The following is a 12664-nucleotide window of genomic DNA, read 5'->3' on the forward strand; positions in this document are numbered from 1 at the left end:
CGATAGCCTCTCGTAACATAAAGCGGGGAGGAGACACGCGTGGCACTTCGAGAGCAACTTGTGCCGATCAGATCACGCGCTGAGAACGCGGGTGGGCTTCTGACTGAGGAAGCGACCAAGAACGCCCTGGTCATGCCTATGCTACGCGCGCTGGGCTATGACGTCTTCGATCCGAGCATCGTGATTCCTGAGTTCACGGCCGATTTTGGCGTCAAGAAGGGCGAGAAGGTCGATTACGCCATAATGGTCGATGGTGAGGTTGCCATCCTGATCGAGTGCAAGCCGATCCTCTCGGACCTCGCGACCGTTCATGCTTCCCAGCTGTATCGTTATTTCTCGGTGACAAAGGCGCGCTTCGGAGTACTGACCAACGGCCGCGAGTGGCGTTTTTTTACGGACCTCGATGCGCCCAATAAGATGGATGACAAGCCGTTCTTCATCTTCTCGGTGCTGGAGTATGCTGACGCCGACCTTGCGGAACTGGAGAAATTCTCGGCTTCCAAGTTCTCAGTCAACGGCATCATCTCGGCCGCCAGCGACCTGAAACTGAAGTCGCTGATCTCCGATGCACTGCGGAAGGAGTTCGCGCAACCGACGGAGGAATTCGTCAGGATGATCGGGCGCCGCGTACATGAGGGCAATCTCACTGCGGAGGTCAGGCAGCGGTACGGCGCAATGATCCTCTCATGCATAGCGGATATACTGAGGGATCAGGCAAATCAGCGCCTGAAGGACGCAATCGATCGTCCGGCCGCGTCGACAACTGCGCTGGGCGCGTCAACTCCGCCACCCGTAGCCGACGCGAAACCCGCCGAGGAGACCGCGGGTGCGATCAAGACGACCGAGGAAGAGCTCGAGGCCTTCAGGACGATCCGCGCGATCCTGCGCAAGAACGTGGATGTGCGTCGCGTGATGATCCGCGACGCCGCCTCCTACTGCGCCGTGCTGCTGGACGATAACAATCGCCGTCCAATCGCACGCCTGTATCTGGAGGGGAGGAAGAAGCGCGTCGGGATCTTCGTCAACAAGGTCGAGACGCGGCACGAGATCGGAAGTCTGGAGGACATCTACAGCCTCGGCGATGAGCTTCAAAAGGCCGTCGCCGGCTATTTGAGCCCTGATACCAACTGAGCTGACCGCAGCGCTATCGCGCTGGCCGGGCTATGCCGCCCATGCCAAATGGTGAATGATCCTGTATCCCAGACAGGAACCTCCCCGGCATGATCCGCGCCGCCATCATCGGCCTCGGCACCTGGGGCCAGCATCTGGTCCGCAGCGTGCAGGGGCAGAGCGAGCTCATCCGCTTCACCGCCTTCGCCACCCGCACCCCCGCCAAGGCGCGGGACTTCGCCGCCGCCCATGGGCTGCGGGAGATCGCGAGCTACGAGGCCGCGCTGGCCGATCCTGGGATCGATGCCGTCGTGCTCGCCACCCCGCACCGCCAGCACACCGGCCAGATCATCGCCGCCGCGGCCGCGGGCAAGCATGTGTTCACGGAAAAGCCGCTCGGCGTCAGCGCGGAGGAAGCGCAGCGCGCCGCCCAGGCCTGTGCGGAGGCCGGCGTCACCCTCGGCGTCGGCTACAACTGGCGCTACCAGCCGGCGCTGCTGGCCATCCGCGGCATGATCGAGGATGGCTCGCTCGGCCGCGTGCTGCATCTGGAGGGCAATTTCTGCGGCCCCAGCGCCTATCGCTTCCCCGAGGGCCATTGGCGCCACGACCGCGCCGAGGCGCCGGCGGGTGGCATGACCGGGCGCGGCGTGCATGTGGTGGATGCCATGCTCTACCTCGCCGGCCCCATCGAGCAGGTCACGGCGCAGAGTTTCCGGCTCGTCCAGGGTTTCGGCATGGACGACACCACCTCCATGCTGCTGCGCTTCGCCAGCGGCGCCACCGGCACTCTCGCCACCATCATCGCCACGGCGGAGACCTGGCGCATGCAGGTCTTCGGCAGCAAGGCCTGGGTCTCGGTGGGCGATGTCGAGCACCTGACCACCTGGGACCTCACCATCTGCCGCATCGACCCCGACAATATCACGGCGAAGCAGCGGCCGGAGGTGATCAGCTTCCCCAGGACCAGCACGGAACGCGCCGAGCTGGAGCATTTCGCCCGCCAGGCCCAGGCCCGCGCGCCGCTGGCCGAGCCGGGCGGCGATGCCGTGCATAATGTGGAGGTGCTGGAGGCGATCATGGCCTCCATCCGCTCCCAGGGTCCCGTCCGCATCTGACGCAGGAGTTCCGGGCCATGCAGATCACCCGCCGCCACTGGATGCTGGGCGCCGCCGGCCTTGGCCTCGCCACCCCGGCAAGGGCGCAGGCCGACTGGCCCAGCCGGCCGATCCGCGTCGTCGTCCCCTCCCCGCCCGGCGGGCCGCCGGACCTGATCCTGCGCGCCATCGCGCCGCGCGTCACCGCGCTGCTGGGCCAGCCGCTGGTGACGGAAAACCGCGCCGGCGCCGGCGGCGTGATCGGCACCGCCTACGTCGCGCGGCAGCCGGCGGATGGCTATACGTGGCTCTTCACCACGGCCTCCCACGTCAATACGCCGCCCTTCAATCCCAATGTGACCTTCGACCCGATCGGCGACTTCACCCATGTGACGCTGGCCGTGCAGAATTTCGGCCAGGCACTGGTGGTGCATCCCTCCGTCCAGGCCAACAACCTGGAGGAGCTGATCGCGCTGGCGAAGCGGGAGCCGGGGCGGCTGACCTATGCCAATGCCGGCAATGGCACCGCCAGCCACATCCCGGCGGAGCTGATGAAGTCCATGGCGGGCATCGACGTGCTCTCCATCCCCTATCGCGGCGTGGCGGAGGCAGCGGCGGATCTGCTGGGCGGGCGCGTCGACATGTTCTTCGTCGGCACGAATATCGCGCTGGAGCATGTCCGCGCCGGCCGCCTGCGCGCCATCGCCCTGACCGGCGCGCGGCGCTGGAAGGGCCTGCCGGAGGTGCCGACCATGGCCGAATCCGGCCTGCCCGGTTTTGCGGTGGTGAACTGGTTCGGCCTCTGGCTGCCGGCCGGCGCGCCGCCCGCCCTGGTGCAGCGCATCCATGCCGCCATCGCCACGGCGGTGGCGGAGCCTGAGGTGCGCGCGCAATTCGACACGCTGGGGCTGGAGGGCATCGCCATGCCCCCCGCCGAATTCACCGCCTTCGTCGCCGCCCAGGGCCGCCTGGCGGAGGAGATCGGCCGGCGGGTGAATGCCGCGCCGGCCCGCTGAAGGTCAGCGCGCCTCGATGCCCGCCGCGCGGACGATCGGCGCGAAGCTTTCGATCTCGGAGCGGACGAAGGCGGTGTAACTCTCCGGCGTGCTCTCGGGCGGCGGCGCGCCGGTCAGCTCCTCGAAGCGTGCGATGGTCACGGGGTCGGACATGATCTCGCGGATCGAGGTGGCCAGCCTGGACACGATGGCGGGCGGCAGGCGGGCCGGGCCCGAGATGCCGAACCAGGCATAGTTCACCACATCCACCCCGCTTTCCTTCAGCGTGGGCACATCCCGGTAGCGGGCGGAGCGTTCGGCGCCGGAGATCGCGAGCGCGCGGACGCTGCCGGCGGCGATATGCGGCGCGGCGGAGGGCAGGCTGTCCATCATCGCCGGCACCACGCCGGCGATGGTATCCGTCATCGCGGGCCCCGCGCCGCGATAGGGAATGGGCGTGACCTTCACGCCGAGCGCCATGCCGAGCCGCAGCCCGGTCAGGTGGCTGGAACTGCCGATGCCCGAGACCGCGAAGTCGATCTCCCCGGCGCGGCGGACATTGGCGATGAACTGCGCCAGGTCCTGGGCCGGGTTCGCCTTGGTGACCACCAGCACGGAGGGGCTGGTGACCACCAGCGCCACATGGGTGAAATCGCCCATCGGGTCATAGGGCAGGTTCGGATAGAGGCTGGGCGAGACGCCATGCGAGCCGCTGTTCGACATCAGCAGGGTCAGCCCATCCGGCTCCGCCTGCGCCACCATGGCCGCGCCGATGGTGGCGCCGGCGCCGGGCCGGTTCTCGACGATGATCGGCTGGCCCAGCTTCGGCGCCAGGCGGTCCGTGATCAGCCGGGCCATCACATCGGTGGTGCCGCCGGGTGCGAAGGGCACCACCAGGCGGATCGGCCGCGACGGCCAGGCGGGCTGGGCCAGGGCCGGGCTGGCCAGGGCGGCCAGGGGCAGGGCGAGCGCGGCCCGGCGCGGGAACAGGGTCATGGCTTTGTCTCCTCCGGTTGCCCGGATGATCGCCCCAATTCCGCGCCAGGCCAAGCCTGGATGCAACCGGTGTCTCAGATCCGGCCCAGCACCAGCAGCACCACGACGATGATCAGCACGGTGCCGACCAGGCCCATGCCGCCATGGCCGAAGCCATAGCCATAGCCGCCGAAGCGCCCGCTGACGCCGCCGAGCAGGATGAGGACCAGGACGATGAGGAGGATGGTGCCGAGCATCAGCGGGTCTCCACGCTGATGCTGCGGCCGCCCAGGTTGATCTCAACGCCGCTGCGGTTCTGTTCCTGCCAGGCCCAGTATCCGAAGGCCCCCACGGCAATCAGCGCCACGCCGAGCACCGGGTAGAGAAGGTTGCGGCTCATGTCTCGATGGTCCCGTCTGGTCTCGCGCGACGCATTGTCATCGTCGCGGTTGAGAACAGATCGCCGGATTTGCCGCGAAGTTCAGGCCGACACGGCTTCGTGACCGGCGCTTGACCAAGCGCGACCTGGACCCATCAGGCGCTCAGACGCTCCATCGCCGCCGCATCCACTTCGAAATTGGCATAGACGTTCTGCACGTCGTCGTGGTCGTCCAGGATGTCGAGCAGCTTCAGCACCTCCCGCGCCCGCTCCTCGTCCAGGTCCACGGTGGTGGTCGGCCACCATTCCAGCTTGGCGGCCTCCGCGGTGCCGAACTTCGCCTCCAGCGCGTCGCGGACGGCGGCGAAATCCTCCACCGCGCAGGACACCTCATGGCCGTCCGGGCCGCTTTCCACATCGCCGGCGCCGGCCTCGATCGCCGCCTCCAGCATGGTATCGGCATCCGCGGCGGAGGTCGGGTAGCGCAGCACGCCCTTGCGCTCGAACTGGAAGGCCACCGAATTGGTCTCGCCCAGGGCGCCGCCATTCTTGGCGAAGATGGAGCGCAGGTCGCCGCCGGTGCGGTTGCGGTTGTCGGTCAGCGCCTCGACGATCACGGCGATGCCATAGGGGCCGTAGCCCTCGTAGCGCATCTCCTGGTAGTCCTCGCCCACCCCGGCGGTCACCGCGCGCTTGATGGCGCGGTCGATGGTGTCGCGCGTCATATTGGCCACCAGCGCCGCCTTCACCGCGGCGCGCAGGCGCGGGTTCATGGCCGGGTCAGGCAGGCCCTGCTTGGCGCTGACGGAGATTTCCCGGATCAGCTTGCCGAAGGCGGCCGCCTTCTTCGCCCCCTGCGCCGCCTTGCGGTGCATGATGTTCTTCGCGTGGCTATGGCCGGCCATGGCCTCACTCTCCGTCTGTCGATCCTGCGGCGGGCGCCCGGGCCGCGGCCTGGGCCGCCTCGCGCCTCCGTGCGCCCTCGCTATACCGGGCCGCCCCCCAAGGCGGCAAATCCGCCCCGATCGGCGCCCTGGCCGGCCGGCTTCTCAATCCCAGGTTCACCAATGCGGTCCAGACTGCCCGCATGGCCCGACCCGCGCATTCGGCTGATCCACCGACGGACACGGTCCACCGCCTGGTGCGACGGCTGATGGCCTGCGCCCTGCTGCTCACCCTGGCCGCCATCGGGGTGAACCAGGTGCTGCTGGACCGCGTGCTGCATGGCGGCGCGGTGCTCTGGACCGAATCCCTGGTGGCCGGGATGCTGCGGCGGGAGCCCGGCCTGCCCGCCCTGCTGCGTGCCGGCGGCACGGACCCCGCCGTCTTCGCGCATCTCGGCGGCGTGCCGGAAGTGGTGGAGATCGCCGGCTTCCAGCTGCTCGGGCCGGAGGGCCAGGTGCTCTTCCAGAGCCCGCCGCCCGATGGCCCGCCCGGGCGCCTGCCGCAGGCGGAGGCGCCGGTGCGCGATGCCGAAGGCGTGGCCGGTCGGCTGGTGGTCTCGCTGCGCGATGCCGGGCGCCGCGCCGCGCTGCGGCAGGCCTTCCGCCTGGCCCAGGCCAGCATCGCCGCCTTCGGCGCCACCACCCTGCTGCTGCTGGTCTGGCTCGGCCGGCGCGGCCGGCAGGAGGAGGCGGCCGCCGCCCGGGCCCGCTACCTGCTGCGCCACGACAGCCTGACCGGCCTCGCCACCCATGCCGAATTGCGCGAGCGCCTGGCCCTCGCCCTGGCCGTGGCCCGGCCGGCGGGGCTGCAGGTCGGCGTGCTCGTGCTCAACCTCCGCGGCTTCCGGGACGTGAATGCGGTGCATGGCCGCGCCACCGGCGATGCGGTGCTGGAGGCGCTGGCGCTGCGCCTGCGCACCCTGGTTCGGCGGGAGGATACCGTGGCGCGACTCTCCGCCGACCGCTTCGCCGTGGTGCAGACCGCCATCATCGGCGACGAGGACGCCATCACCTTGGCGGAGCGCCTGGCCACGGCGCTGGCCGAGCCGCTGCCCCTGGCCTGTGGCGGCGGGCTGACGCTGGGCGTCGAGCTCGGCCTGGCCGTGGCGCCGCAGGATGGGGAGGAGGCGGAACTGCTGCTGGCCCGCGCCGAGGCCGCGCTCTCCGCCGCCCGCGGCCAGCCGGAGCCCGCCATCCGGGGCTTCGAACCGGCGATGGACGAGGCGATCCGCGCACGGCGGGAGATCGAATCCGACCTGCGGCAGGCGATCGAGGCCCAGGCGCTGCTCCTGCACTACCAGCCGCAGCGCCGCCTGCGCGACCGCCGCCTGACCGGCTTCGAGGCCTTGCTGCGCTGGCCGCATCCGACGCGCGGCATGATCCCGCCCGCCGAATTCGTCGCCATGGCCGAGCAGAACGGGCTGATCGTGCCGCTCGGCGCCTGGGTGATCCGCGCCGCCTGCGCCGAGGCCGCGCGCTGGCCCGGCGATTACCGCGTGGCGGTGAACCTTTCCCCCGCCCAGTTCCGCCATGGCGACCTGGTCTGCACCGTGGCCGATGCGCTGGCGCGCTCCGGCCTCTCGCCGCACCGGCTGGAGCTCGAGATCACCGAGAGCCTGCTGCAGGAGGATACCGAGGATGTGGTGCGCCTGCTGCGCGACCTGCGGGGGCTCGGCGTCTCCATCGCCATGGACGATTTCGGCACCGGCTGGTCGAGCCTGGCGCATCTCTGGCGTTTCCCCTTCGGCAAGCTGAAGATCGACCGCGCCTTCGTCACGGAGCTGACGCGCGACCCGAAGCTTTCGGCGATCGTCGCCACCATCGTGGGCCTGGGCCGGATCCTCGACATGACGGTGGTGGCGGAGGGTGTGGAGACCGAGGACCAGGCGCGCATCCTGACGGCGGAGGGTTGCGAACAGGGCCAGGGCTGGCTCTTCGGCCGCCCCATGCCGGCCGAGGCGGCGCGGCGGCTGATCGCCGAGGAATCGGGCCGGGCCTCGCGCAACGCGGCGTGATTGTCTTGGGGCGCTACAACAGCCGCCCGGATGCCGCCCGCATCGGCTCCACCCCACCCTCCAGCGCATCGAGAAAGGCCTTCGCCTCCGCCCGCATCGCCGCGACCTTTTGCGGGTCCATCCGCGCCAGCGTCCGCAGCGGCATCGCCATGCGCGGATTCTTGGCGAAGCGGGCCGAATGGCGGGCGATGAAGTCCCAGTAGAGGAAATTGAAGGGGCAGGCGCCCTTCCCCGTCGGCCGCTTCACGTCATAGGCGCAGCCGCGGCAGTGGTTCGACATGCGGTTGATATAAGCCCCGCTTGCCGCATAGGGTTTTGAGGCCATCACCCCGCCATCGGCATGCAGCGCCATGCCCTGCACATTGGGCAGCTCCACCCATTCATAGGCGTCGGCATAGACGACCATGTACCAGTCATTCACCTCGGCCGGTTCGATGCCGGCCAGAAGGGCGAAATTGCCGGTGACCATCAGCCGCTGGATGTGGTGCGCATAGGCCAGGTCCCGCGTCTGGCCGATGGCGGCGGCCATGCAGGCCATCGCCGTCTCGCCGGACCAGTAGAGCCAGGGCAGGCGCCGGTGTGCCTCCAGCGCATTCGTGTCCCGGTAGCCCGGCATCTTCAGCCAGTAGAGGCCGCGGACATATTCGCGCCAGCCGAGGATCTGGCGGACGAATCCCTCCACGGCGTTCAGCGGCGCATCACCGCGGCGCCAGGCGGCCTCCGCCGCGCGGCACACCTCCATCGGCCGCAGCAGCCCGCAATTCAGCGCGGCGCCGACCAGGGCGTGGAACAGGGTCGCCTCGCCCTCCGCCATGGCGTCCTGGTAGTCGCCGAAGCGCGGCAGGCGATGGGCGATGAAATCCTCCAGCGCCTGCCCCGCCTGCGCCGCCGTCACCGGCCACCCGAATTTTTGCAACTTGCCGAAATGGTCGGGGAATTCGCGCTCGACCAATTCCATCACCTCGCGCGTCAGGGCATCGGGGGCGAAGCGGCGCGGCTTGGGCGGCACCAGCCCGGCGGGCAGCGCGGCGCGGTTCTCGGCGTCAAAATTCCACTGGCCGCCGGCGGGCTCGTCCGGGGCCTCCATCAGCAGGCCGCTGGCACGCCGCATCTCGCGATAGAAATACTCCATCCGCAGCTGCTTCTTCTCCCCCGCCCAGGCGCGGAAGCGATCGATGCTGCAAAGGAATCGGGTGTCGTCCCGGATCTCGACCGGCAGGCCGGTGGCCTTCTCCCAGCCCTGCATATCCGCCAACACCCGGAATTCGCCAGGATGGGTGCAGACGATGCGGCTCGCGCCATGCGCCGCCGCCGCCCGCGCCACCTCCCCGGCCAGGGTTTGCGTATTCGCCGGATCGTCCAGCTTCACATAGTCCACGTTGATGCCACGCTGGCGCAGCAACTCGGAAAAATGGCGCATGGCGGAGAGCACGAGCACGATCTTCTGCTTGTGGTGCCGCACATAGGTGCATTCCGCGCGCACCTCCGCCATCAGCACCACATCGCCGGGCGCAACCCCCTCCAGCGCCGAGAGGCCTTCGCTGCACTGGTCGCCGAGGACGAGGCGAAGCGTCGTCACGCGCGTTCGTAGCGCACCGCGCTGCCATCCTCGCCGGTGGTGGCGAAGCCCACCCAGGTGCCGGCGGCGTCGTAGAGCACATCCGCCCCCTCGCCGCCCACCAGCACCACGCGGGTACCGCCCTGCGGCCGGGTGATGCGCAGCTCCGGCGTCACCAGCTGCGCCTGGCGCGGGTCGATCAGCGGCACGCCGGGGCGCAGCGTTGCCATGCGCCACCAGGTCAGCGGCGCCGCCTGGGCCGGCAGGCGCTGCGCCCCCTCCGGCCCGCGCAGCACCAGCGCCTCGCCCTCCGCCCGCGCCTCGCAGACGGTGGTGGTGCCGTTCTTCTCGAGGCGGGAGGAAAGCGAGACCATCCGGTCACCCCGCCAGAGCTCCGCCGTGCGGTGGTTGTAGCGGAAGACGGTGAAGCCCATCAGCTTCACCTCGATCTGCACGTCGCTGACGGCCTCCAGCAGCCCTGCCTCCTCCCGGAAGCGGACGCGATGGGTGCCGACGCTGGAACCGCCGCGCAGGATGCGGAAGGCGAGGTCCGCCGGGGCCGCCAGGGCTTCCGCCGCCAGCATCGCCGGCACCGCGGCCAGCAGCGCGCGCCGGCGCATCACCCGCGCCCCGCGATGGCGCCGCGCCCGCCATCCACGCCGATCACCTGGCCCGTCATCCAGCCGGCGTCCTCCGACAGCAGGAAATCGGCCAGCGCGGCCACATCCTCGGCCTCTCCCAGCCGGGGGATCGGGTGCTGCTTGGCAATGGCTTCGGCCATCTGGGGGCTCCGGGTCAGGGGTTCGGCGAGCGCCGTGCGGGTCAGGCTCGGCGCGATGCAGTTGACGCGGATATGTGGCGCGAGTTCGGCCGCCAAGGCCACCGTCGCCCCCTCGACAGCCGCCTTGGCCGCCCCGATCGCCACGTGATTGGCAAAGCCGGTGCGCGCCGCGACGGAGGAGAAGAGCACCACGGATCCCTTCCCCGCCGCCAGCGCCGGCGCCGCCGCCTGCACCGCCAGCGCCGGGCCGGCGGCGTTCAGGCGGAAGGTCTCGACCAGATCCGCCTCGCTCACCCGCGCCAGCGGCTTCAGCAGGATGGAGCCGACGCAGATGGCAAGCCCCGCGAGCGGGCTGCCGGCCGCGGCCACCGCCGCCTGGCGCGCCGCCGGGTCCAGCAGGTCGGCCGCCATGTGGCCGCAGCCCAGCTCGGCCGCCAGCGCGGCCAGCGGCGCCTCCCGCCGCGCCACCAGGAAGGGTTTGGCACCCCGCGCCGCCAGCCGCCGCGCCAGCGCCGCCCCCACCCCACCCGTGGCCCCGAAGACCAGCACCTGACCGACCATTTGATCCATTCCCAAGCCAAAGGGGCCACAGATGGCCCCGGCACGGTGAAGGAAAAGCCATCATCCGGCGCATCGGTCGCCAATCGCCCCCCGGCATGGCATGCTGTAGCCACCATGCGCCAATTGCTGTTGCTGCGGCACGCGAAGTCCTCCTGGGACGACCCGCGCCTTTCGGACCACGCCCGCCCGCTGAATGCGCGCGGCCGCCGGGCGGCTGTTGCCATGGGGGCGGCGATGCGGGACCTCGGCCTGGCGCCGGATATCGTGCTGGTCTCCTCCGCCCGCCGCACGCTTCAGACGCTGGAGGCGCTGGCCCCGCTGGAGGGGCCGCCGCTGGTGGAGCCGATGGACGACCTCTACCTCGCCGCCTGGCCCAGCCTGCTGGACGTGCTGCGCGGGGTGCGGGAGACGGCGCGCAGCGTGCTGCTGCTGGGCCATAATCCCGGCCTGCACGACCTGGCCATGGCGCTGGCCGGCCCCGCCGCCATGGCCGCCGCCACGCCGATGACGCGGCGGCTGGCCGATGGCTATCCGACCGGCACGCTCACCGAATTCTCCATCGCCCTGCCCTGGAACCGCTTGGAGGCCGGCGGCGGGCGGCTGCTGCGCGTGTTGCAGCCGGCCGACCTGCCCTCCGCCGAGGAGCTGCCCGCCTGATGTCAGCCACCGAGCCGCCCCTGGTGCTGGAGGCGGTGCTGGACCCCGCGCTGGCGCAGACCTTCTTCCGCCATCCCGCCCTCTCCGGCCGCCGCGCCGGGCGCACGCGCTCCGTCGCCGTGGCGCTGACCTGGCTGGATACCGCCCGCGGAACCCTGGCCGAGGCCGGGCTGGCGCTGGAGGCCGGGCCCGGCCCGCGGGCGCCGCGCCGCCTGCTGCGGACCCTGCCTGAGGCCGGCGCGCCCTGGCGCCCGGGCAGCCCGGTCGCGGTGGAGGAGACCCTCGCCCCCGATGTGGCGCCGGAGGCCGCCGAGGGCGCCGCGCTGCTGCCACAGGCCGGCTTCACCGGGCGCCGCGTCAGCGTGCCGCTTGCCGGCGCCGTGGAGGCCAGCCTGCTGCATGGCGTGCTGCGCGGCCTCGGCCCCGGCCTGCCGGGCGAGTGTCCGATCGCCCGGGTGACGCTTTCCGGCCCGGCCGAGGCGGTGCTGGAGACCATGCTGGCCCTGGCCGAGGCGCTGCCCCTGCTGCCGCCGCGCGCCGCGCTGGCAGAGGAGGCGCGCGCCTTCGCGCAGCAGGCGGCGCTGCGCCCGCGCCGGCTCGGTGCGCCGCGGCTCTCGACCGATCTCGGCGTGGAAGCGGCGCTGCGGCTGCTGCTGGGCCATCTGGTGGAGGTGCTGGTCTGGCATGCCCCGGTTGCGGAAGCCGGGCAGGACCCCAGCGGCGTGCACCAGATGCGCGTCGCGCTGCGCCGGCTGCGCTCCGCCCTCCGCGCCTTCCGCCCGGCCGCGGATGCGCCGGCGCTGCGGCATTTCGACCAGGGGCTGAAGGGGCTGGCGCAGACCCTGGGCCCGGCGCGGGACTGGGACGTCTTCCTGGCCGGGCTCGGCGCCGAACTGGCCGAGGTGCTGCCCGGCGAGCCCCGCATCGCCGCGCTGCTGGCAGCAGGGCAGCGCAAGCGCGAAGCGGCCTATGCCACGCTGCGCGGGCTGATGGCGGCCCCGGCCTATCGCCACTTGCTGTGGCAGGCGGTGGCGCTCGACATCCGCGCCCCATGGCACGCCGAGGCGGATGAGGCGGCGGCGGCGCGGCGCGAGGCGCCGCTGGAGGATCTCGCGAGCCACCTTCTCGGCAAGGCCTGGAAGCGCATGCAGGCGGTGGGGGAGGACATCGCGCATCTGCCGGATGCCGAGTTCCACGCGCTGCGGCTGGACGGCAAGCGGCTGCGCTACCTGGCCGAGCTCTTCGCACCGCTGTTCGGCCGCAAGCGCAGCCGGCGATTCCTGGAGCGCCTGGCGGAGATGCAGGAGCAGTTCGGGCTGGCGAATGATTCGAGCGTGGCACGCGCCCTGGTAGAGAGTATCGCGGCGGGAGACGGTGCCTGGGCGGCCGGCGTGGCGGAGGGCTGGGTGCTGGCGCGGTCGCGTCGTGCCCGCGCCCGGGCCGGGAAAGCCTGGGCTGCGCTGCTGTCGGCGGAAGCCTTCTGGAATCAAAGGTGAAACGAATTTTCTTCGCCTAAATATTAAGATAATGAATGGGTTGCGCCCCTCCGGGTGCATGGGTTACCCGTAGGTGTACCCAGCCGAGCATGCATT

At 70.9% G+C, this 12664-nt stretch carries 13 protein-coding genes; 6 read left to right on the plus strand and 7 right to left on the minus strand.

All coding sequences use genetic code 11. The annotated features are described in order from the left end of the window. Positions 1-39: 39 nt before the first annotated feature. From ACTIF1_RS03930 to ACTIF1_RS03940, 3 genes are all read left to right on the plus strand, one after another. Entirely contained in the window at positions 40-1131 is a 1092-nt protein-coding gene (locus tag ACTIF1_RS03930) for a type I restriction endonuclease (RefSeq protein ID WP_439595068.1), read from the plus strand. Positions 1132-1220: 89 nt separating this feature from the next. Beyond that, a complete protein-coding gene (locus ACTIF1_RS03935) occupies positions 1221-2228 on the plus strand; it encodes a Gfo/Idh/MocA family protein (protein ID WP_439595069.1) in 1008 nt (335 codons plus the stop codon). 17 nt (positions 2229-2245) lie between these two features. Next, positions 2246-3223 carry a Bug family tripartite tricarboxylate transporter substrate binding protein gene (locus ACTIF1_RS03940; RefSeq protein ID WP_439595070.1) on the plus strand — a complete coding sequence of 326 codons (978 nt, stop codon included), beginning with the start codon at positions 2246-2248 and terminating at the stop codon, positions 3221-3223. A gap of 3 nt (positions 3224-3226) precedes the next feature. On the opposite strand, the gene ACTIF1_RS03945 is transcribed toward ACTIF1_RS03940, so the two are convergent. The 4 genes from ACTIF1_RS03945 to ACTIF1_RS03960 all read right to left on the minus strand — a co-directional run bounded on the left by ACTIF1_RS03945 (position 3227) and on the right by ACTIF1_RS03960 (position 5461). Then, complete coding sequence (locus ACTIF1_RS03945; protein WP_439595071.1) at positions 3227-4198, minus strand: Bug family tripartite tricarboxylate transporter substrate binding protein; 972 nt, start codon at positions 4196-4198, stop codon at positions 3227-3229. A gap of 74 nt (positions 4199-4272) precedes the next feature. Next, complete coding sequence (locus tag ACTIF1_RS03950; RefSeq protein ID WP_439595072.1) at positions 4273-4434, minus strand: DUF3309 family protein; 162 nt, start codon at positions 4432-4434, stop codon at positions 4273-4275. After that, on the minus strand, positions 4434-4577 hold the full coding sequence (locus ACTIF1_RS03955) for a hypothetical protein (RefSeq protein ID WP_439595073.1): 144 nt from the start codon (positions 4575-4577) through the stop codon (positions 4434-4436). Before ACTIF1_RS03955 ends, ACTIF1_RS03950 begins: the two co-directional genes overlap by 1 nt. A gap of 134 nt (positions 4578-4711) precedes the next feature. Continuing rightward, positions 4712-5461, minus strand: a complete 750-nt coding sequence (locus ACTIF1_RS03960) for a YebC/PmpR family DNA-binding transcriptional regulator (RefSeq protein WP_439595074.1) — start codon at positions 5459-5461, stop codon at positions 4712-4714. Positions 5462-5643: 182 nt separating this feature from the next. Between ACTIF1_RS03960 and ACTIF1_RS03965 the strand changes: the two genes are divergently transcribed. Further along, a complete protein-coding gene (locus tag ACTIF1_RS03965) occupies positions 5644-7515 on the plus strand; it encodes a putative bifunctional diguanylate cyclase/phosphodiesterase (RefSeq protein WP_439595075.1) in 1872 nt (623 codons plus the stop codon). A 13-nt stretch (positions 7516-7528) separates the two neighbouring features. On the opposite strand, the gene ACTIF1_RS03970 is transcribed toward ACTIF1_RS03965, so the two are convergent. Genes ACTIF1_RS03970 through ACTIF1_RS03980 form a run of 3 tightly spaced genes read right to left on the minus strand, consistent with a single transcriptional unit; the run spans position 7529 to position 10415 of the window. Next, entirely contained in the window at positions 7529-9094 is a 1566-nt protein-coding gene (locus tag ACTIF1_RS03970; protein WP_439595076.1) for a cryptochrome/photolyase family protein, read from the minus strand. After that, a complete protein-coding gene (locus tag ACTIF1_RS03975) occupies positions 9091-9693 on the minus strand; it encodes a DUF6134 family protein (protein WP_439595077.1) in 603 nt (200 codons plus the stop codon). Before ACTIF1_RS03975 ends, ACTIF1_RS03970 begins: the two co-directional genes overlap by 4 nt. Then, entirely contained in the window at positions 9693-10415 is a 723-nt protein-coding gene (locus tag ACTIF1_RS03980) for an SDR family NAD(P)-dependent oxidoreductase (RefSeq protein WP_439595078.1), read from the minus strand. The genes ACTIF1_RS03975 and ACTIF1_RS03980 overlap by 1 nt, the downstream gene beginning before the upstream one ends. A gap of 114 nt (positions 10416-10529) precedes the next feature. On the opposite strand from ACTIF1_RS03980, the gene ACTIF1_RS03985 reads away from it, so the two are divergent. Continuing rightward, positions 10530-11072 carry a SixA phosphatase family protein gene (locus ACTIF1_RS03985; protein ID WP_439595079.1) on the plus strand — a complete coding sequence of 181 codons (543 nt, stop codon included), beginning with the start codon at positions 10530-10532 and terminating at the stop codon, positions 11070-11072. Beyond that, positions 11072-12568 carry a CHAD domain-containing protein gene (locus ACTIF1_RS03990; RefSeq protein ID WP_439595080.1) on the plus strand — a complete coding sequence of 499 codons (1497 nt, stop codon included), beginning with the start codon at positions 11072-11074 and terminating at the stop codon, positions 12566-12568. Before ACTIF1_RS03985 ends, ACTIF1_RS03990 begins: the two co-directional genes overlap by 1 nt. The last annotated feature ends 96 nt before the right edge of the window (positions 12569-12664 follow it).

It is taken from the genome of Falsiroseomonas sp. (assembly GCF_051860665.1).
Classification (GTDB): domain Bacteria; phylum Pseudomonadota; class Alphaproteobacteria; order Acetobacterales; family Acetobacteraceae; genus Falsiroseomonas.

Coding starts and splice junctions, on each gene's coding strand:
- ACTIF1_RS03990 (WP_439595080.1), top strand. CDS start 11,072: ATGTCAGCCACCGAGCCGCCCCTGGTGCTGGAGGCGGTGCTGGACCCC.
- ACTIF1_RS03965 (WP_439595075.1), top strand. CDS start 5,644: ATGGCCCGACCCGCGCATTCGGCTGATCCACCGACGGACACGGTCCAC.
- ACTIF1_RS03955 (WP_439595073.1), bottom strand. CDS start 4,577: ATGAGCCGCAACCTTCTCTACCCGGTGCTCGGCGTGGCGCTGATTGCC.
- ACTIF1_RS03950 (WP_439595072.1), bottom strand. CDS start 4,434: ATGCTCGGCACCATCCTCCTCATCGTCCTGGTCCTCATCCTGCTCGGC.
- ACTIF1_RS03960 (WP_439595074.1), bottom strand. CDS start 5,461: ATGGCCGGCCATAGCCACGCGAAGAACATCATGCACCGCAAGGCGGCG.
- ACTIF1_RS03980 (WP_439595078.1), bottom strand. CDS start 10,415: ATGGTCGGTCAGGTGCTGGTCTTCGGGGCCACGGGTGGGGTGGGGGCG.
- ACTIF1_RS03945 (WP_439595071.1), bottom strand. CDS start 4,198: ATGACCCTGTTCCCGCGCCGGGCCGCGCTCGCCCTGCCCCTGGCCGCC.
- ACTIF1_RS03940 (WP_439595070.1), top strand. CDS start 2,246: ATGCAGATCACCCGCCGCCACTGGATGCTGGGCGCCGCCGGCCTTGGC.
- ACTIF1_RS03975 (WP_439595077.1), bottom strand. CDS start 9,693: ATGCGCCGGCGCGCGCTGCTGGCCGCGGTGCCGGCGATGCTGGCGGCG.
- ACTIF1_RS03935 (WP_439595069.1), top strand. CDS start 1,221: ATGATCCGCGCCGCCATCATCGGCCTCGGCACCTGGGGCCAGCATCTG.
- ACTIF1_RS03985 (WP_439595079.1), top strand. CDS start 10,530: ATGCGCCAATTGCTGTTGCTGCGGCACGCGAAGTCCTCCTGGGACGAC.